Genomic DNA, 18,946 nt, shown 5'->3' with positions numbered 1-18,946 from the left:
CGGGTTACCCCCGGGCACACCGGCCGTATCCATATGGTTACGAAGAATCATCGCTCAGATGACCGCCAGGCTTTAGATTCTTAGGCTGGTGTCCCAGCTCACCTAATAATCGGTGGCAGAAGCTCTGCTCGCGAGGTTCAATGGACACATCAGACGGGAAGACAACCGAATAGCCACAGGGGGCGCAACACCATGAGCATGCTCAACCGACTTCGTAACCGCCGGGACAGCGCGCGTCGGGCGCGGGCCATCGAGCGGGCACTGCGGGCGACCAGTTCGCCGGCTGTCCGTGACGAGATCCTGATCGCCGCGCAGCGCTACTACGGCTGACCTCGACAGACTCCTCACCTCCTCCGCACCACACCGACGGCCCACCCGGAGCGCTCCGGGTGGGCCGTCGGTGTTTGCACCCGCACCCCACCGGAGTACCGCCGCCACGACAGCGCCCGGTACGGTGAGGCTCGGTCGTCGCCCGACCGGCCGGTAGGACGTGCACCGAACGGGATGTCAGTTCGGCTCGCCCTGGACGACCGGGCCCGGCGACCCGCGCTGCCCGCGCGGCGCCGGCCTGTACCGGTTACCGTGCGGGGAGCTTGCCCAGCCCGGTGTCGCGCCGGAGTCGTCGGCAACCTGGCTGGCGACCGGCGCGCGAGACCGGCGCGGCCGACATGTGATGGAGGAGGCGCGCGCATGACGTCCGAGGATCCGCAGCACCCCGGCCGGTGGCCGGACGAGGCTGCGCCGGGCGCCGCAGGCCCAGCCCCGTACGGCAACCCCGCACCACACCACGACGACCGGTTCCCGCCCCAGGGTTCCGTTGGTACGCCACCGGCCGATTTCGGCTGGGCCCCGCCGCCGTCGGCGGGCCGGACCAGTGCGCCGGTGGCCTGGAACGAGTCACCCGGTGGGCCCCCCGGGCACCCCGGCCCGGCCGGCTGGGCAGCTCCGGGCGAAGACCCGGGCCCGGCCGGCCCCCGGCCGGACGGCCCGTGGGGCCCGCCGCCCGAGTCCGCCGGTGCACCGTCGGAAGGGCCGGGCTTCCCGCCGGAGTGGGGAGGCCCGCCCAACCAGTCCGGCCCACCGCGCTGGACCGGTGCCGGCCAGCCCGCCGAGCCGTCGAGCGGCCCCCCGGGATATCCGCCCGGGTCCGGCGCGTCCGCCGGCCCGCAGGGCTTCCCCGACCAGCCCGGCCCGCCCGCCGGACCGTCCGGCTACCCCGACCCGCCCGGCGGCGCTCCCGGCCACCCCGGCCAGCAGTACGCTGCTCCGGCCTACCCGCCGGCGGCACCGGGCAGCCCGGCCTACCCGTCAGCCACGCCAGCCGGCCCCGCCCAGCCCGCTGAGCCGCCGAGCTATCCGCCGGTCAACCGCCCGGCCATTCCCGAGGCTGAGCCCTGGCCGGCGGCCGAGGCCTGGGGCGCGGCGTCAGGCCGCCCGGATGCCGGGTCGCGCCCGGACTCCGCCGGGCCGCCGAGCGACTATCCACAGCGCCCCGCCGACCGTTCCCAGCCGGGCGAGCCGGAGCCGCCGCACGGCGGTCCACAGGCGTCCGCCTGGGCACCCCAGGCGCCCACCTGGTCAGCGGGACCCGGCGAGGGCAGGCCCGGCCCGTTCGAGCCGTCCCGGCCGGAGTTCGAGCGGCGCGAGCCGGAATTCGAGCGCCGGGAACCCGAGTTCGACCGCCGGGAACCGGAGTTCGAGCGGCGCGAGCCCGAGTTCGAGCGGCGCGAGCCCGAGTTCGACGGGCGTGCACCGGAATTCGAGCGGCGTGGACCCGAGTTCGAGCGGCGGGAGTCGGACGGGCCGGCGTACCAGCCGGGCCCGGCGCCGGGGATCTCGCCCGGCAACGCCGTACCGCTGCCGCCGCAGGAGACCCGGATCCCCGGGGCCAGCCTGGCGGCGGCACCACCGGCCGACTATCCGCCGGCAGGCAGCCGCCAGCCGGCCGGCGAGTACGGCTCGCCGGCCCGGGAACAGGGTGGCTGGGCGCCCGGGATCTCCGAGGCGGCACCGCAGTCGCCCGCACCCGGCTCCGGCGCCGCGCCGGTCGTACCGCAGCCGAGGGTTCCGACCGATTCTGCGGTCGCCGGCCGGGTCTCCGTACCCGGTGCGCCGGGGGCGTCGGAGTCGGCGGCCGCACCCGACCGGGCCGCCGGCCGCGCCGTCGCCGGAAGTGCCGCCGTACCGGCGGCGAGCCGGGTACTGCCGCCGGCCGACCTTGCCGCCGCGGCGTCGGTACCGGCGCCGAAGCCCAGGGTGTACGGCCGCCCGGCCGGCGCGGACGAGCCCGACCAGCAGCCGGGTCCGGCGCACGGACCGGGCAGTTGGGACGACCCCCGACCAGGATCGCCCGCCGGCCCGGCCGGTTGGGACGGCGACCGGCCGGGCGGCGCGCCCGGCGGTGGCTGGGACGGCGACCGGCCGGGTGGCGCGGACGCGCGCCGGGCCGGGCCGACGGTCTACGGTGCGCCACCGGCCCAGCCTGGGCCGGGCGAGTACGGTGACGGCTTTTCCGACGAGCCTCCGGCGACCCGGGTGGCTGTTCCCGGCGCCCGGGCACCGCAGACCGACACGCCGAGCCGCCCGTCCAACTCCGCACCCTTCGCCGATCTGATCGGACCCGGCGGCATGCCCGGCCAGGGTCCGGGCGGGGTCGGCGTGGACGGTCCCGGTCCGAACGGGCCGGCGCCGTTCGACGGAGATCGCTTCGGCGGCCCCGGCCCGGCGGAACAGGACGGTTTCGGCAGGCCCGGACAGGCTGAACAGAACCGCTTCGGCGGACCCGCCCCGTTCGACGGGGACCGGTTCGGCGGGCCCGGGCAGGGCGAGCCGGACCGGTTCGGCGCCGGCCCGGCCGGCGGCCAGTTCGGTGGACCCGCACCCTTCGACGGGGACCGCTTCGGCGGCCCCGGCCCGGGCGGCGCTGGCCAGGCTGGCGCCGGCCAGTTCGGCGCGTCCGCCCCGCCCGGCACCGACCGGTTCGGCGGGCCGCCTGGACAGCCCGGCTTCGGGCCACCGCCCGGAGGGCCGGGCTTCGGCCCGCCGCCGGACGGGGACGGGCCCGGATTCGCTCGGCCCGGCCCGACGGGCGCGGGGCCGACGACGTACGGAGCGCCCGGGGCGGGACCGGGGACGTACGGGGCACCGCCCGGCGGCGCGCCGCAGTACGGCTCACCCGCGTCCGCCGGCCCGGGCTGGGGCGGCTCCGACGACGCCGGGCCGGGACGGTTCGACTCGTTCAAGCCGGAACCGGCGGAGTCGGAGACCAAGACCGAGCCGCCGACGCCACAGGTGCGCAACGGCAAGGTGCTGTTCCTGGTCCTGGTCGCGGCGGTACTGCTGCTGGCGATCCCGCTCGGCACGCTCTGGCTGCTCGGCAAGTTCGGCGGCGAGGACGCGGCACCGCCGTTCAACCCGGCGGTGGGCGCCTGCGTCAAGGACTCCGGCGGCACGCCGGTGATCGCGGACTGCGCCGAGCAGGGCGTGTTCAAGGTCGCCTCGAAGGTGACCGACAAGAACGAGTGCCCGGCGGACACCCCGCAGACGATCGTCGTACCGGATCGCAAGGAAGTGCTCTGCCTGCAACCGGCGGCGGCTCCCGCCGGCGGATAGCAGCCAGCCGGCTGAGCCGAACCAGCGCCCCGCCCGGGTCTCCGAGGCGGGGCGCTGGCCGTCTCCTGGCCGGTCGGGGTCGGGCGGGGCGGGGCTGCGGTGTCAGTCGGGGGCGGGCGTCACGTACACGCCCCGGCCCTGATGTCCCTGGAGCACGCCCCGCTCCTGTAGCCGCGCCAACGCCTGCTTGATGGTCGGCGCCGAGCACCTGTACTGCTCGCTGAGCTGGCTGATCGACGGTAACTGGTCGCCCGGTCCAAGCTCGCCGCTGGCGATCTTGGCTTCCACGTCCCGCATGACGCGGCGGTACACCGGCTCGGCCGGCGAGGCAGGTGCAGGCATATGAGGTCCCCCTGGGTAGTCAACCAAGATCGGACCATGACCGACCTGGCAACACAAGCAGGCCCAGGCATCGACGTTGACTTGTCTTACCTGGCAATCTAAGTTGGCTGGGCAGGTCGGGTGATCTCCACGGCAGGCGGCCCCTCCGAGTCCGTCCACACCGCTCCTTCGTCGTGGGACGACAACCGCCCGACCACGGCCCGCGTCGCACCGTGCCCAGCCGCAGCGGGGCGCCCTCCGCCGGAGGATCCCGACCACCAACTTGGCTTACCAAGCTTCACAAGTGTGAGGAGATCAGATGACGCTCGTACTGACCCGCCGCCGCCTGCTGGCCGGTGCGGCGGTTAGCGCCACCGCGGCGATGACGGCCTGCGACGACGGCGAGGGCAGCGGTGGCGCGCAGCCGGAGGTGGAGAAGGTCTCGATCCTGAGCGGGGCGGGCTTCCAGGGCCGCGAGGCGCCGATCTTCGTGGCCCGGTCGAAGGGCTGGTTCAGCGAGGTCGGGCTGGAGGTGCAGGTGCTGCCGGGCAAGGGCACCACGAGCAACCTGCAGACCCTGGCCGGCGGTCAGGCCACCTTCGCGACGGTGGACGTGAACGGCGCGATGATCGAGTTCACCCGTAACGGCGGCATCAAGGACTTCAGGCTGACGTCCGTACTGCACCAGCGGAACCTGGCGTGCTTCGTCGCGCTCAAGTCCAGCGGGATCGCCACCCCGCGCGACCTAGCCGGCAGGACGCTCTCCTACCTTCCCGGCGGGATCAACTACCTCCTCTTCAGCACCTACGCGCGGCTGGCGGGCTTCGACTCTTCCAAGGTCAAGTGGGTGAGCAACCCGATCGCGACCCAGCACGCGGCGATGCTCGCCCAGAAGAGGGTCGACGCGATCAGCCAGTTCGTCCCGGCGGTGGAATCGGTCCGGACGGTGGCGAAGCAGGATCTGGTCACCCTGCCCTTCACGGACTACATCGGCGACCTGCACGGCTCCGCCATCGGCGTCACCACGGAGACCGCCCGGAACAAGCCGGATCTGGTCCGTCGCTTCAACCGGGCGCTGCTGCGCGGGCTGGAGTACGCGATCAACCACCCCGAGGAGGCCGGTCAGATCTACGCCTCGGAGAAGGAGACGCAGGGGCAGCCACCCGCGGCGGCGGTCGCCGAGGTCAAGGCCCTGCGGGCATACGTCGAGGGCATCTCGGACGGCCCGCTCGGCCACTTCAACGAGGCGCGGATGGCCAAGAACATCGCGATTCTCCAGGCCGCCGGGACGATCCCCGTGGGGCTCACCCCCGGCGACATCATCGCGCCCGACCTGGTCGGGTAGGCCCCGTCGGCATGCCACGCCGCGCAGGCTCCGCGCGTCCGCCCCAGTGGCGGGGCGCGCTCTCCACCGTCGGGACGCCGCTGGTGGGCATCGCCGGGTTCGTCGCCGCCTGGTGGGCGGCGGTCGTCGCCCTGGACGTCGCGCCGTACATCGTGCCCGGGCCGCCGGCGGTGGCTGCGGCGATCCTGGACGAACCGGGCTACCTGCTGCGGAACGCGGCCGTCACGCTCGGCGAGGCGATGGCGGGATTCGCCCTCGCGATCGCCTCCGCCGTGCTGCTCGGTACCGTCCTCGCGGCATCACGCCGGCTCGAACGGGCGCTGTACCCGATGCTGTTGACCATCAGCAGCACACCCAAGCCGGTCTTCGCCCCGCTGCTCATCACGATCGGCGGTTTCGGGGCGGGACCGAAGGTGGTGCTGGTCTGGCTGATGTGTTTCTTCCCCATCGCCCTGGCCACCAGTACCGGGCTCAGCGCCACGTCCGCGGAGTTCGTGGAGCTGGCCAGATCCCTGAACGCCTCGCGCTGGACCACCTTCCGGAAGTTCCGGGTGCCCGCCGCGCTCCCGCACATCTTCGGCGGCCTCCGGATCGCCCTACCGCTGGCACTCATCGGCGCGACCGTCGCCGAACTCTTCGGGGCGACCGAAGGGCTCGGCGTCGTCGTCCAGAACGCCGGCACCAACGCGGCCCTGGCCTGGGCGGCGATCGTCGTACTCGCGGCGATGAGCATCAACCTCTTCTACGCCCTCACCGCCACCCTGCGGGCGCTCGCCCCCTGGATCCGGCACACCACCGCCTGACACCCACGAGGAGAACCTGTGTCGACCACCTACATCTTCCGGGACGCGGAAACGGACAACGACGTCATGCTCCGGGCACTGGCGGGGATGTACGACCCGTTCAGCGAGCGACGGCTCCGCGAGGCGGGGATATCCGAGGACGGCCGGTGCCTGGTGGTGGCGGTGGGCGCGAGCGGCATCGCCCGGACGATCGCCGGGCTGGCCCCGCGCGGGGAGGTGATCGCCACCGACGTCGACCTGCGTCCCTGCCAGCGGGACCCTCGGGTCGACCTGCGCGAGCACAACGTCGTCACCGATCCGCTGCCCGGGATGTTCGACCTCATCCACGTCCGGCTGCTGCTCGGACACCTGCCGCAGCGGATCGACGTGCTCGGGAAACTCGTCGACGCGCTCAACCCGCAGGGTGTCCTGGTCGTCGAGGAATTCGAGGCGACCTGGCGTTCCAGTGTGCTCGCCGCGCCGGACCCCGATGAGGCCGACCGGCTCTTCGGCGCCTATCACGACGCCTTCCAGGCCGCGTTGCAGGACGCCGGGAACCGCGCGAAGTGGAGCCGCCGGGTGCACGGCGCCATGCTCGAGCTGGGTCTGACGGAGTGCGACACCGTCGGGTACAGCGGGACCTGGGCCGGCGGCAGCCACGGATGCCTGCTGCCGTGGGGCACTGCCGGTGCGATCCGGCAGAAGCTGATCGACGCGGGCATGTCAGCCGCCGACCTGGACGCCTTCCGGGAACTGCTCCTCGTACCGGAACTGAGGGTCAAGGGCAATCTCGCGTTGTCCACCGTCGGCCGGCGGCCGCGCTGAGCAGGTACCGAAACAGGACCGGAATCGGCGCAGAAGTGCCGCCGCTGTCGACCGCACCGACTACCGGCAATCTGCCAGACACCTGACCGAATGGTGTAACACATATTGGATAGGGTCTATCCGGTCCTGCCGGAGGCACCACTGAGTCACCCAGCGTGACATTCGCTACCGGTTACCGCACTTACGGATCCGAGATGCCGACAGTTCGCAAGGAGCCGCCGATGAGCGCCGATTCCCATCCGGGCTGGTGTGACCCGGGCGAATGCACCGCGAGCTTTCGCGGCCTCCACCCCGACGCCTCGCCGCCGACCCACGCCAGCCGGTGGTACGACTGCAATCCGCAGGACGACCGGCAGGCGGTCGAGATCACGGCCCAACTCGTGCAGTACGTCGACGACCCCCGGCCGCGACCCTTCATCCGCTTCGCCCGGACCGACTTCGAGGACCGGCAGGTCTTCCACATCACGGTCGAGCAGGGCGGTGCGCTGGTGGAGGCGCTGGCCGACATGCTCCGCCGGGCCGGCGCCACCGTACCGGCCGCCGGGGCACGGCCACGGGTCAACTCGTCGCCGTAGCCGCCGGCCCGTTCGGTGTCGGCCGGCGCTGCGGTCCGGCCCGGCCGGCCGGGGACGGCGGCGCGGCGGGTTCGGCGTACAGCGCGGCGGGTTCGGCGTACCACAATGCCCGGGGCCCGGAGGCGGCGCCGGCAGCGGCATGGCAGGGTTGCCCGTATGGCTACTTCGCCCCGCGTACGTGCGCCCGAACTGAGGGGCCGCCGGTGGCTCAACACCGGTGGAGCGGATCTGACCCTGCACGACCTTCGCGGCAAGATAGTCATCCTGGACTTCTGGACCTTCTGCTGCATCAACTGCCTGCACGTGCTGGACGAGCTGCGCCCGCTGGAGGAGAAGTACGGCGACGCCCTGGTGGTGATCGGGGTGCACTCGCCGAAGTTCGAGCACGAGCGCGACCCGGAGGCGCTGGCCGCCGCCGTCGAGCGGTACGGCGTCGCCCATCCGGTACTCGACGACGCCGAGATGGCGGTCTGGCAGCAGTACGCCGCGAGGGCGTGGCCGACGCTGAACGTGGTCGACCCGGAGGGGTACGTCGTCGCCACGATGGCCGGTGAGGGCCACGCCGAGGGGCTGTCCCGACTGCTCGACGAGTTGATCGCCACGCACGAGGCGAAGGGCACGCTGCACCGGGGCGAGGGCCCGTACGTGCCGCCGGCCGAGCCGGAGACCACGCTGCGGTTTCCCGGCAAGGCGATCGAGTTGGCCGGCGGGAACCTGCTGGTCTCGGACTCGGCCCGGCACTCGCTGCTGGAACTGGCCCCGGACGGCGAGACGGTGCTGCGCCGGATCGGCTCCGGGGAGCGGGGCCGGACGGACGGCCCCGCCGAGGTGGCCCGGTTCGCCGAGCCGCAGGGCGTGTGCCGGCTGCCCGAGCACGCCGCCGAGGTGGCCGGTTACGACATCGTGGTCGCGGACACCGTGAACCACCTGCTCCGGGGCGTACGGCTGGCGACCGGCGAGGTGACCACGGTGGCCGGTTCCGGCCGGCAGTGGCGCTCGACCGTGGACGACCACGCGCACGACGCGCTCGCCGCCGACCTCTCCTCCCCCTGGGACCTGGCCTGGTACGACGACCGGGTGATCGTGGCGATGGCCGGCATCCACCAGCTCTGGTGGTTCGACCCGATCAGGCGGACCGTCGGCGTCTACGCCGGTACCACCGTCGAGGCGTTGCGGGACGGGCCGCTGCCGGACGTCTGGATGGCCCAGCCGTCGGGGCTCTCGACCTCCGCCGACGGCCGTCGGCTGTGGATCGCCGACAGCGAGACCAGCGCGCTGCGGTTCGTCACCGACGCGGTGCTGCACACCGCCGTCGGGCAGGGGCTCTTCGACTTCGGCCACGTCGACGGCCCGGCGGAGCAGGCGCTGTTGCAGCATCCGCTGGGTGTCGGCGCGCTGCCGGACGGCTCCGTGCTGGTGGCCGACACCTACAACGGCGCGGTACGGCGGTTCGACCCGGCGACCGGGACCGTGTCGACGGTCGCCTCCGGGCTGGCCGAGCCGAGCGACGTGGTGCTGACCGGGGACGGCGGGGTGCTGGTGGTCGAGTCGGCCGGGCACCGGCTCAGCCGCCTGGCGCCGGGCGCCCTCTCCGCCGCCGGGGCGAGTACGGTCGCCGGGAGCCGGCACCGTGCGGAGCGCCCGCCCACCGATCTCGCCGCCGGTGAGCTGACCCTGGACGTCATCTTCGAGCCGCCGCCCGGGCAGAAGCTGGACGAGTCCTTCGGCCCCTCCACCCGGCTGGAGGTTTCCGCCTCCCCGCCCGAACTGCTGCTCGACGGCGCCGGGGTGAGCACGGAGCTGTCCCGCCGGTTGGTGCTGAACGACCAGGTCGACTCCGGGGTGCTCCAGGTCGTCGCGCAGGCCGCCACCTGCGACGCCGAGGCCGAGCACGCCGCCTGTCACCTGAGCCGCCAGGACTGGGGGGTGCCGGTACGCATCACCCCGGACGGCGTGCACCGGCTGCCGCTGGTGCTGCGCGGGCTGGACAGCTGACCGGGTCCTGGGACGTGACCGGAACCACTGGCCGGTAACTACCATTGAGTAACCTACGGTGCCGTAACCTGATGAGGTGAGTACTTCGGCCCCGATCCGGCTGCGACCCGTCGACCTGGGCAAGCCGCGGATGCGAGGCTGGCTGCACGCGTACGCCTTCTTCGTCGCGGTGGTGGCCGGCGTCGTGCTCTGCGCGATCGCCGCCACCCGGCCGGGCTGGACGCCCCTGGTGAGCTGCCTCGTCTACAGCGTGACGGTCTGCGGACTCTTCGGCACCAGCGCGCTCTACCACCGGCGGGTCTGGTCCGAACGCGGCTACCGGGTGATGCGCCGGCTCGACCACTCGATGATCTTCGTGTTCATCGCCGGTACCTACACCCCGTTCTGCCTGCTGGTCCTCTCGGCGCAGAGCGCGGCGGTACTGCTGCTGATCGTCTGGGGCGGTGCGGTCGCCGGAGTGGCGATGAAACTCGTCTGGCCGCACGCGCCCCGCTGGGTCTCCGCGCCGCTGTATCTGGCCCTGGGCTGGGTGGCCGTGGCGGTCCTGCCGGACATCCTGGACCGGGGCGGTGTCACCGTACTAGCCCTGCTGGTCGCCGGCGGCGCCTCCTACAGCGTCGGCGCCGTCTGCTACGCGCTGCGCCGTCCCAATCCCTGGCCCACGGTCTTCGGCCACCACGAAATCTTCCACGCCTGCACGCTGGTCGCGGCGATCTGCCACCACATCGCGATCTACTTCGCCCTGTTCGCCTGACCGTCCCAGGTCGGTCGTGCCGGGTCAGAGCGGGCGACCGGGACGCCGCACCTCGTGGTACTCCTCGACGATCTGCTCCTCGCGCCCCGGCACCCGCGGGTCGGCCACCGGCGTGACGACGGTACGGCGACGGTTGCGCCAGAGGTAGCTGGTCATCGCCAGCCCGGCCAGGCCGGCGAGCATCAGCACCCAGCCGACGACGTGCAGGTTGAGCCAGCCCGTCTCGACGTTCACCGCGAAGGCGAGGATCGCGCCGAGAGCAATGAGAAAAATGCTTCCACCGATGCCCATTGGGTCGCCCTCCTAGGCTGTCGACTGGTACCGGTCGCGCCGGTCCCCGCTACGGTCGCGGCATCCATCGACATACCCAGGCGTTTCAAATCCGAATCCGGCAAGCTGGTAACCGGGTCCCTGTCGGTGCCGAACCGGCAGGACGGCGGCCGGACCGGACGGGGCGCCGCCGGCCGGGACCGGACCGACGGGACGCAGACACCAGGCGACCAGGGAGACCAACGTGACGCAGACCAGCCCGGTGGGCGGAACAGGTGGAGACGACGATCCGGGCGGGGTGCGGCGGCCGGAGGTACCCGGGCGGAGCCTGGTGCTGCTCCGACACGCGAAGGCCGAGCGGCCCACCAGCGCGCCCGATGCCGATCGTCCGCTCACCGCCCGTGGGCACGCGGATGCCGCCGCCGCGGGTGCCTGGCTGGGGCACGGCGGCTATCTGCCGACCGTGGTGCTCTGCTCGCCCGCCAAGCGCACCCGGCAGACCTGGCACGACGTCGCGCTGGGCATGGCGGCGCCGCCGATCCGCCCGCTCGGCGTCCCGGCCGGACAGACCGCCCCGGCACCGACCTCGGCCACCCAGGCCGGCCCGCCCGGCAGCGGGGCGGTGCCCGCGGTCCGGTACGACCAGCGGATCTACCACGGGCACGCGGCGGACCTGCTCGAACTCGTCCGTGGCACGGATCCGGCGGCGGGCACGCTGCTGTTGATCGGGCACAACCCGGCCATCTCGGAACTGTCCACTCTGCTCGATCCGGTGCACGCGGACCCGGAAGGGCTGCGCACCAGTGGAATCGTGATCCACCGGATCGACGGCGAGTGGGCGGACGTGGCCGCCCAGGCGGGACCGATCGTGAAGTGGCACACCGCCCGGGGCTGACCGGGCACGCGGGCAGATCGACCGTGTACCGGACGAGCCGGTGCCCGGCCGGTGGCATCGCCACCGGGCCGGGCACCGGGGATGTCAGGTGGGTGGCGCGCTCGGCGGCGGCGGATCCGGCGGCGGCGGCATCATCGCCGTCGGATGCGACAGCCTGTTCTCCTCGACGATCAGGGTCCGCGCCCGCTTCTTGCGGTCCTGCCAGTACCACAGCGTGGTGGCCAGCACCGCGACCCCGGCCAGGATGAAGACCCAGCCGACCGCTCGAAGGTCGAGCCACCAGACGTTCGCCCTGACCGCGAACGTCAGGATGGCTCCCAGGGTGATGAGGAAAATTCCCGTACCGATGCCCATGTCCGCTGCACTCCCCCGTGCGATGGGTCGTGGGCTTTCATGACAAATCAGGTCAAACTGCTCCTAGCACCGCCTCAACAATAGCGCGGCGGCCGGGGAGCAACAGCTCCACCGGCCGCCGAAAATCGCCCTCGGTCGCGCCCGACTAGAAGGCTTCCTCGGGCAGGTCCATCAGCTCCAGGTCAGCGCCCTGCACGATCCGCCGGTCGGCGCCGATCCGGGGCAGCACCTCGCGGGCGAAGAACCGGGCGGCGGCCAGCTTGCCGGTGTAGAACGCCTTGTCCGCCGGGCTCACCTCGCCGCTCAGCGCCCGCAGCGCGACCTCGGCCTGCCGCTGGAGCAACCAGCCCACCACCAGGTCGCCGACGGCGAGCAGGAAGCGCCGGCTGCTGAGCCCGACCTTGTAGAGCGCCCGGGCATCGCCGCCCTGGGCGTCGCCGAGCCACCCGGTCATCGTGCCGACCATCGCCTGCACCTCGCCGAGTGCCCGGCCCAGCGCGGCCCGCTCCTCCTTGAGCTGCCCGTCGCCCGGCTCGGCAGAGTCCGTCCCGGCCGAGTCCGCACCGCCGGCCTCCACGAACGCCGCGATCTCGCCGGCCACCGCCATCAGGCTGGTACCGCGATCCCGGACGATCTTCCGGAAGAACAGGTCGAGGCTCTGGATCGCGGTCGTTCCCTCGTAGAGGGTGTCGATCTTCGCGTCCCGGACGTACTGCTCCAGCGGGTAGTCCTGGAGGAAACCGGAGCCGCCGAACGTCTGCAACGACTCGTGACCGAGCAACTCGTAGGCCCGTTCCGAGCCGACACCCTTGACGATCGGCAGCAACAGGTCGTTGACGCCCTTCGCCAGCTTGGCGGTCGACTCGTCGCCGTTCGCCTCGGCGATGTTGATCCGGTCCTGCCAGGTCGCGGTGTAGCAGACCAGGGCACGCAGGCCCTCGGCGTACGCCTTCTGGAGCATCAGCGAACGGCGTACGTCCGGGTGGTGCGTGATGGTGACCCGGGGGGCGTTCCTGTCCGTCGAGCGGAGCAGGTCGGCGCCCTGCACCCGGCTCTTCGCGTACTCCAGGGCGTTGAGGTAGCCGGTGGAGAGCGTGGCGATCGCCTTGGTGCCGACCATCATCCGGGCGTACTCGATGATCAGGAACATCTGCCGGATGCCGTCGTGCACGTCGCCCAGCAGCCAGCCCTTGGCCGGTACGCCGTGCTCGCCGAAGGTCATCTCGCAGGTGTTCGAGACCTTCAGCCCCATCTTGTGCTCGAGGTTGGTCGCGTAGACGCCATTGCGCTCGCCCAGCTCCCCGGTCTCCTCGTCGAAGTGGAACTTGGGGACGATGAAGAGCGAGAGGCCCTTGGTGCCCGGGCCGCCGGCCCCCTCGACCCCGACCGGCCGGGCCAGGACATAGTGGACGATGTTGTCCGTCAGGTCGTGCTCGCCGCTGGTGATGAAGCGCTTGACGCCCTCGATGTGCCAGGAACCGTCGGGCTGCGGGATCGCCCGGGCACGGCCGGCGCCGACGTCCGAGCCGGCGTCCGGCTCGGTGAGCACCATGGTCGCGGCCCACTGCTTCTCGACGAAGAGCTTGGCCCACCTCCTCTGCCGCTCGGTGCCCTCGCGGTAGAGGGTGTGCGCGAAGGAGGGACCACCGGCGTACATCCACAGTGGTGCGTTGGCGCCGAGGATCAGCTCGGCGGCCGACCACCAGAGCGCGCGGGGTGCCATCGTGCCGTCGAGTTCGGCCGGCAGGTCCATCCGCCAGAACTCGGAGTCCATCATCGCCTGGAAGGACTTCTTGAACGGCTCCGGCAGCGGCGCGCTGTGCGTGGCCGGGTCGAAGACCGGCGGGTTGCGGTCGCTGGCGGCGTAGCTGGCCGCCAGGTCCTCCCGGGCCAGCCGCTCGACCTCGGCGAGCACGCTCCGCGCGGTGTCGGCGTCGAGTTCGGCGTACGGGCCTGCGCCGAACGCCTGGTCCGCGCCGAAGACCTCGAAGAGATTGAACTCGAGGTCTCGCCGATTGCTCCTGTAATGGGTCATACGCCTCTGCCCCCCGGACTCGCGAACACAGGTTACCCGGCAGTAACAGGAGTTATATTACTAGCGAGTAAGTCACTGCGGTGCACCGGCGCCAGTGACCCGCACCACAGTGACGGCAACCTTACGCAAAGTCCCGGACCGGACGCTGCGGTGGCAACCGCCCAGGTGCCGAGCCGGGCCCAGGCCACCCCCGTCGGACGGACCGGTCAGTTGTCGGGCGCACCCAGCTCCCAGCTCGGCACCGGTGCCGCGGTTGCCGAGTGCGGACCCGGGTACTCCATCAGGACCAGCGCGATGTCGTCGTCGAGCCGGCCGCGTACCCACTCGACCAGGGCCGTCTCCAGCGAGGCCAGGCCGTCGGCGACCGTGCCGTGCCCAAGCAGCCGCCAGGCCCGGTCCACGGTCGGGAAGAACTCCCCGTCCCGGCGCGCCTCGCCGAGCCCGTCGGTGAAGAGCAGCAGCCGGTCGCCCGGTTCGAGCCGCTCCACCCGGGGCCGGACCACCGGCATGAACCCGAGGGGCGGCGCGGGTGCCGGCGGCTCCATCGGAATCACCTGACCGCGCCGGAGCAGCAGGGGGGCCGGGTGACCACAGTTGACGATGGTGAGCGTGCCGCCCCGCTCCTCCACCAGCGCGGCCGTGACGAAGTCCTCGTCGCCGACGTTGCGGGCCACCGCCCGGTCCAGGTCGGCCACGATGGCCCGCAGGTCGGCCCGCTCGTACGCCACATGCCGGTAGGAGCCGAGCACGATGCTGGCCAGCCGGACCGCGTCGAGTCCCTTCCCCCGGACGTCGCCGATGATGATCCGCACCCCGTACGGGGTGTCGATCGCCTCGTACAGGTCACCGCCGATGTCGGCGGCGGCGGTCGACGAGATGTAGTGCCCGGCCACCGCCAGGCTGCCGACCTGCGGGCCGAGCGGGCGCAGCACCGCCTGCTGCGCCACCGAGGCGAGCTTGGACAGCTCGGCGATCCGCTCCTCCTGCCGCTGCCGGATCACCGCGAAGAGCGCCGCGATCGCCGTGGCCAACACCACGCCGACCAGGTTGACAGTGGTGGCCAGCGGTACCACCCGGCCACCCCAGGCCAGCGAGGCGGCCAGCACGGTGGCGATCACGCCGACCGCGAGCACCACCCGCCAGGAGGCGAACGCGGCGGCCAGGAACGGGGCGGCCGCGACCAGCCCGACATAGTTGACCTTGGATTCGTCCGCGAACTCCACCACCGAGACGAGCGCGAGCAGCACGAGGGCCGCGCCGAGACCGGCGCGGGAACCTTGGCTCAGCGGGCGAGGGCCCGGTGGCATCAGTCGCATGGGTACGCGGAACAGCATGCCTGATCGACGACCGCGATTGTACGAAGTTGACTCCTCGTCCGATCGCGTTCTGGCCACCTGGCGCATCCCACCGGTCCGGATCCGCCGGATCTTGTCGGCGAGTCAGCCAACCGTTGCAAGTCGAATGAACATTCTTGGATCACGTACCTCACATCGCGCGTTCGCCCGGTCACGGGGCCGTCGTACCGCCCCACCTCGACCGGCGCTCCGGGCCGCCGCTCAGCCGAGGACCTCGTACCGTACGTCGATGGCGCCGAGGCTCAGTGCGGCGATCGCCTCGAAGCCGGCCCGGGACAGGTCGATGCAGCGGCCCTCGATGAACGGCCCCCGATCGTTGATCCGGACCACCACCGACCGGCCGTTGTCGGGGTTCGTCACCCGGACCCGGGTGTTGAAGGGCAGCGTCTTGTGCGCGGCGGTCAGCGCGTTCGGGTCGAATGCCTCACCGTTCGCGGTGACCTGACCCTGGTCGTAGTAGGAAGCCCCGCACGAACCGGTCCGCACCACCCGGGCCGTCGGGCTGGTCGCCGGCCGCTTGGTGGCGGGCTTCTTCGCCTCAGCGCCGCGGCTCTGGCTCGGCGAGGGGCGGGAACTGGCCCGCGAGGCGCGCTCGGGCGACCGCGTCGGGGTGGCTGTGACCGCGTCCGGGGCAGGCGTGGGCGGCGTCGTCACCGGCCCGTCCGGGGTTGCCGGGGTGGTGACGTCGACCAGGGCCGGGGCGGAGTTGGCGGCCGGCTCGGTACCGAACGTCACCACACCGGCCGCACCCGCCCCGACCAGGGCGACGGCGACCGCACCAGCCGCCACCACGCCGGTCGGCCAGCGCAGGATCCGAACTCGGGCATGCTTCCCAGCCACCGCACCGTCCTCTCACAGGAACAACAGAGATCGGGTCGGACCGTAACGAGGTTGGCACTTCGGAAGTCAACGTGATCATCTGCTTTCGTCCGATTATGTGGTGAAACGTGTAGCCGATCATCCGACCCGGAGTGGGTCGGTCGTGCCCGTACCCGGGGTGCACCGGCGATGCCGCATGATGGTCTCCGTGCGGGCTGAGCTGAGCAGGCGGCTGGTCGAGGCGTTCCGGTGGACCGACCCGGGGCCGCAGAGCACGCACCTGGTCAGCGACGTCTCCGGCTGGTGGCGGGACGGCCCGATTCTCGCCGGGCTCGGCCCGGCCCTGGCCGAACCGTTCCGGGCGGACCCACCCACCGTCGTGGTCGCGCCCGAGGTCACCGGCCTGCTGCTCGGGCCGCTGGTGGCGACCGCGCTGGGCGTCGGGTTCGTCCCGGCCTACAAGAACACCGGCGAGCGGCAGATCGCCGAGCCGACCACCTGGGCGTGGACCGCGTCCGACTACCGGGGCCGCCGGCTGGCTCTCGGGGTACGGAACCGGCACCTGAAACCCGGCGACCGGGTACTGGTGGTGGACGACTGGGTGGCCAGTGGCGCCCAGGTACGTGCCCTGCACGAGATCGCCGCAATGCGGGGAGCCACCGTCCTCGGCACGACGTGCCTGGTCACCGGGGCAGCGCCGGAGGTGGCGGCGGAACTGCGGCTCGACAGCCTCCTCACCCCGGCCGACCTGGACCGCTGAGCCGGCCGGCAGAACCTCCGCACGCTCGCTCCCGGGCGTGCACAGCGGCGGCGCCGAGAGGCAATTCCTCCTGGTACGACGGTTATCCACAAGGGCGACGCGGTTCTCCACAGGTTGTTCACAACGTGATCCAAGTTCCCGCACGCAGGCTTTCTACAGTCAGGCCATGACGGAACGCCGGATCCTGGTCGTGGAGGACGAGCGCACCATCGCCGAGTCGGTGGCTGCCCGACTGCGTGCCGAGGGCTTCGTGGTGGAGATCGCCCGGGACGGGCCGGGCGCCGTCGAGGCGTTCCGGAGCACCCGGCCGGAGCTGGTCGTCCTCGACGTGATGCTGCCCGGCTTCGACGGCCTGGAGGTGTGCCGACGGATCCAGGCCGACCGGCCGGTACCGGTGCTGATGCTGACCGCCCGGGACGACGAGACGGACCTGCTGGTCGGGCTCGCCGTCGGCGCCGACGACTACCTCACCAAGCCGTTCTCGCTGCGCGAGCTCGCCGCCCGGGTGCACGCGCTGCTGCGCCGGGTCGACCGGGCCGCGACCTCGGCACGCAACGGCGCCGAGATCCTCCGGCTCGGCGACCTCGAAATCAACCAGGCCGAACGGCGGGTCCGCCGCGACGGGGTCGAGGCGCACCTGACCCCGACCGAATTCGACCTGTTGACGCACTTCGCCAACCGGCCCCGGATGGTACTGCCCCGGGAACGGTTGCTCGCCGACGTCTGGGGCTGGGCCGACAGCTCGGGCACCCGAACCGTCGACAGCCACGTCAAGGCCCTGCGCCGCAAGCTCGGCGCCGATCTGATCCGCACCGTGCACGGAGTCGGCTACGCGTTGGAGGTACGGCCGTGACGAGCTTCTGGACCGGCGTCAACCGGACGCTGGACGCGTTGCCCCGACCACTGGACCCGATCTGGTCGATAAAGCTGAAGCTCGGCATCCTGATCGTCGGTTCGGGTGCGGCCGGGATGACCGTCTTCATCATCGGCATCGGCTGGCTGCCGCCCTGGACCACCGGGACGGCGATCGGGCTGGCACTGCTCACCTCGCAGGTGCTGGCCCACGGCATGACGTCGCCGCTGCGGGAGATGACGGCGGCGGCCCGGGCGATGGCCCGGGGCGACTACACCCGACAGGTCCGGGCCAGTTCCCGGGACGAGGTCGGCACGCTGGCCGCCGCGTTCAACCAGATGGCCGGCGACCTGGCCGAGGCCGACCGGCGCCGCCGGGAGCTGATCGCGAACGTGTCGCACGAGCTGCGTACCCCGATCACCGCCCTGCAGGGCGTGCTGGAGAACATCGTCGACGGGGTGGCGGAGCCGGACCTGCCGACGCTGCGGGTCGCGCTGGCCCAGACCGAGCGGCTGGGTCACCTGGTCGCCGACCTGCTCGACCTGTCCCGCCTGGACGCCGGGGTGCTGCCGCTACGCCGGGAGAACGTCGACGTGGCGGAGTTCCTGGACGAGGTGATCCAACAGGCCACCGTCACCGCGGCCGGGGCGGGGCGCAACGTCCGGTTCGAGGTACGCCAGCAGTCCGCACGGTTGACCGTGCAGGCCGATCCGCGCCGGCTGCACCAGGTCTTCGCCAACCTGCTGGACAACGCCGCCCGGCACAGTCCACCCGGCGGCCGGGTACTGGTCGCCGCGCAGCGGGTCGGTGACGAGCTGCGGTTCGAGGTGACCGACGAGGGCGAGGGGATCCCGGCCCGGCTCCGGCCGGAGGTGTTCGAACGCTTCACCCGGGGCGAGCGGACCAGTGACGGCGGCACCGGGCTGGGCCTGGCGATCGCGCACTGGGTGGTGGAACTGCACGGCGGCAACATCGCCGTCGCCGACCGTCCCCTGGTCGAGTCCGCAACGACGAACCGCTCCGACCGTCCGGTCGGCTGCCAGATCCGGGTGAGCCTGCCGATGGTGGCGCCGCCCGACGGGGACCACTCCGCCGTACTGGTGGAGCAACGTTGAACGAGGTGGAACCGACGATGAACGACCGGCCGACCGGACCCGCGAGCGGGCCCGCGAACGGACCGACCCCGCAGGGGCGGCCGGATCCGGCCCCCCGCACCGGCACGCCGCCCACGCCCGCCCCGCGCCAGGCACCGACCCCAGCAGCCGCGACGGCGGCACGGCCTCCGAGGCAGGGGCCGCCCGTGCCCGGTACCTGGGCGGCGCCCGGGGGCCCGCCCGCGCCGTCCCCGACATCCCGGCCGCTCCCGCCGCCTCCGCCGTCCTGGATCGCGACCCGC

Annotated in this window: 18 protein-coding genes; 12 read left to right on the top strand and 6 right to left on the bottom strand. The window is 72.5% G+C overall.

Going from position 1 to position 18,946, the window contains the following annotated elements; translation table 11 throughout:
* The first annotated feature begins 192 nt into the window (after positions 1-192).
* Positions 193-330 (top strand): hypothetical protein, encoded by a 138-nt coding sequence (locus V1634_RS23985; RefSeq protein ID WP_203867450.1) that lies wholly within the window; start codon positions 193-195, stop codon positions 328-330.
* A 360-nt stretch (positions 331-690) separates the two neighbouring features.
* Positions 691-3,612, top strand: coding sequence for a hypothetical protein (locus V1634_RS23980; RefSeq protein WP_331210144.1), 2,922 nt, complete (start codon positions 691-693; stop codon positions 3,610-3,612).
* Positions 3,613-3,714: 102 nt separating this feature from the next.
* Here V1634_RS23980 and V1634_RS23975 read toward each other — a convergent pair whose 3' ends face one another.
* Positions 3,715-3,909 (bottom strand): winged helix-turn-helix domain-containing protein, encoded by a 195-nt coding sequence (locus V1634_RS23975; RefSeq protein WP_234359154.1) that lies wholly within the window; start codon positions 3,907-3,909, stop codon positions 3,715-3,717.
* A gap of 343 nt (positions 3,910-4,252) precedes the next feature.
* Here V1634_RS23975 and V1634_RS23970 point away from each other — a divergent pair, with 343 nt between their 5' ends.
* From V1634_RS23970 to trhA, 6 genes are all read left to right on the top strand, one after another.
* A complete protein-coding gene (locus V1634_RS23970; protein WP_331210143.1) occupies positions 4,253-5,278 on the top strand; it encodes an ABC transporter substrate-binding protein in 1,026 nt (341 codons plus the stop codon).
* A gap of 11 nt (positions 5,279-5,289) precedes the next feature.
* On the top strand, positions 5,290-6,081 hold the full coding sequence (locus V1634_RS23965) for an ABC transporter permease (protein WP_331210142.1): 792 nt from the start codon (positions 5,290-5,292) through the stop codon (positions 6,079-6,081).
* 18 nt (positions 6,082-6,099) lie between these two features.
* Positions 6,100-6,885: a class I SAM-dependent methyltransferase gene (locus V1634_RS23960; RefSeq protein ID WP_331210141.1), complete on the top strand. Its 786-nt coding sequence runs from the start codon at positions 6,100-6,102 to the stop codon at positions 6,883-6,885.
* 221 nt (positions 6,886-7,106) lie between these two features.
* The gene (locus V1634_RS23955) at positions 7,107-7,460 is read left to right on the top strand and encodes a hypothetical protein (protein ID WP_331210140.1); all 354 of its coding nucleotides are present in this window, start codon (positions 7,107-7,109) and stop codon (positions 7,458-7,460) included.
* Positions 7,461-7,616: 156 nt separating this feature from the next.
* On the top strand, positions 7,617-9,455 hold the full coding sequence (locus V1634_RS23950; protein WP_331210139.1) for an NHL domain-containing thioredoxin family protein: 1,839 nt from the start codon (positions 7,617-7,619) through the stop codon (positions 9,453-9,455).
* Between the two features lie 76 nt (positions 9,456-9,531).
* Positions 9,532-10,209 carry a PAQR family membrane homeostasis protein TrhA gene (trhA, locus tag V1634_RS23945; protein WP_331210138.1) on the top strand — a complete coding sequence of 226 codons (678 nt, stop codon included), beginning with the start codon at positions 9,532-9,534 and terminating at the stop codon, positions 10,207-10,209.
* A gap of 24 nt (positions 10,210-10,233) precedes the next feature.
* On the opposite strand, the gene V1634_RS23940 is transcribed toward trhA, so the two are convergent.
* Positions 10,234-10,500 (bottom strand): DUF6458 family protein, encoded by a 267-nt coding sequence (locus V1634_RS23940; RefSeq protein WP_331210137.1) that lies wholly within the window; start codon positions 10,498-10,500, stop codon positions 10,234-10,236.
* 277 nt (positions 10,501-10,777) lie between these two features.
* Between V1634_RS23940 and V1634_RS23935 the strand changes: the two genes are divergently transcribed.
* Positions 10,778-11,374 carry a SixA phosphatase family protein gene (locus V1634_RS23935; RefSeq protein WP_331210271.1) on the top strand — a complete coding sequence of 199 codons (597 nt, stop codon included), beginning with the start codon at positions 10,778-10,780 and terminating at the stop codon, positions 11,372-11,374.
* An 84-nt stretch (positions 11,375-11,458) separates the two neighbouring features.
* On the opposite strand, the gene V1634_RS23930 is transcribed toward V1634_RS23935, so the two are convergent.
* The 4 genes from V1634_RS23930 to V1634_RS23915 all read right to left on the bottom strand — a co-directional run bounded on the left by V1634_RS23930 (position 11,459) and on the right by V1634_RS23915 (position 15,958).
* Positions 11,459-11,728, bottom strand: coding sequence for a DUF6458 family protein (locus V1634_RS23930; RefSeq protein ID WP_101368713.1), 270 nt, complete (start codon positions 11,726-11,728; stop codon positions 11,459-11,461).
* Positions 11,729-11,873: 145 nt separating this feature from the next.
* Positions 11,874-13,763 carry an acyl-CoA dehydrogenase gene (locus V1634_RS23925; protein ID WP_331210136.1) on the bottom strand — a complete coding sequence of 630 codons (1,890 nt, stop codon included), beginning with the start codon at positions 13,761-13,763 and terminating at the stop codon, positions 11,874-11,876.
* A gap of 206 nt (positions 13,764-13,969) precedes the next feature.
* Positions 13,970-15,097, bottom strand: coding sequence for a PP2C family protein-serine/threonine phosphatase (locus V1634_RS23920; RefSeq protein ID WP_331210135.1), 1,128 nt, complete (start codon positions 15,095-15,097; stop codon positions 13,970-13,972).
* A 222-nt stretch (positions 15,098-15,319) separates the two neighbouring features.
* On the bottom strand, positions 15,320-15,958 hold the full coding sequence (locus V1634_RS23915; RefSeq protein ID WP_331210134.1) for a septal ring lytic transglycosylase RlpA family protein: 639 nt from the start codon (positions 15,956-15,958) through the stop codon (positions 15,320-15,322).
* 187 nt (positions 15,959-16,145) lie between these two features.
* Between V1634_RS23915 and V1634_RS23910 the strand changes: the two genes are divergently transcribed.
* From V1634_RS23910 to V1634_RS23900, 3 genes are all read left to right on the top strand, one after another.
* A complete protein-coding gene (locus V1634_RS23910; RefSeq protein WP_331210133.1) occupies positions 16,146-16,697 on the top strand; it encodes a phosphoribosyltransferase family protein in 552 nt (183 codons plus the stop codon).
* Between the two features lie 166 nt (positions 16,698-16,863).
* A complete protein-coding gene (locus tag V1634_RS23905) occupies positions 16,864-17,550 on the top strand; it encodes a response regulator transcription factor (protein ID WP_331210132.1) in 687 nt (228 codons plus the stop codon).
* A complete protein-coding gene (locus V1634_RS23900) occupies positions 17,547-18,665 on the top strand; it encodes a HAMP domain-containing sensor histidine kinase (RefSeq protein WP_331210131.1) in 1,119 nt (372 codons plus the stop codon). Before V1634_RS23905 ends, V1634_RS23900 begins: the two co-directional genes overlap by 4 nt.
* Positions 18,666-18,946 lie beyond the last annotated feature (281 nt).

It is taken from the genome of Plantactinospora veratri (genome assembly GCF_036421995.1).
GTDB lineage: Bacteria > Actinomycetota > Actinomycetes > Mycobacteriales > Micromonosporaceae > Plantactinospora > Plantactinospora veratri.
The sequence above is the reverse complement of the archived record's forward strand: the minus strand, read 5'-3'. Positions and strand labels throughout refer to the sequence as shown.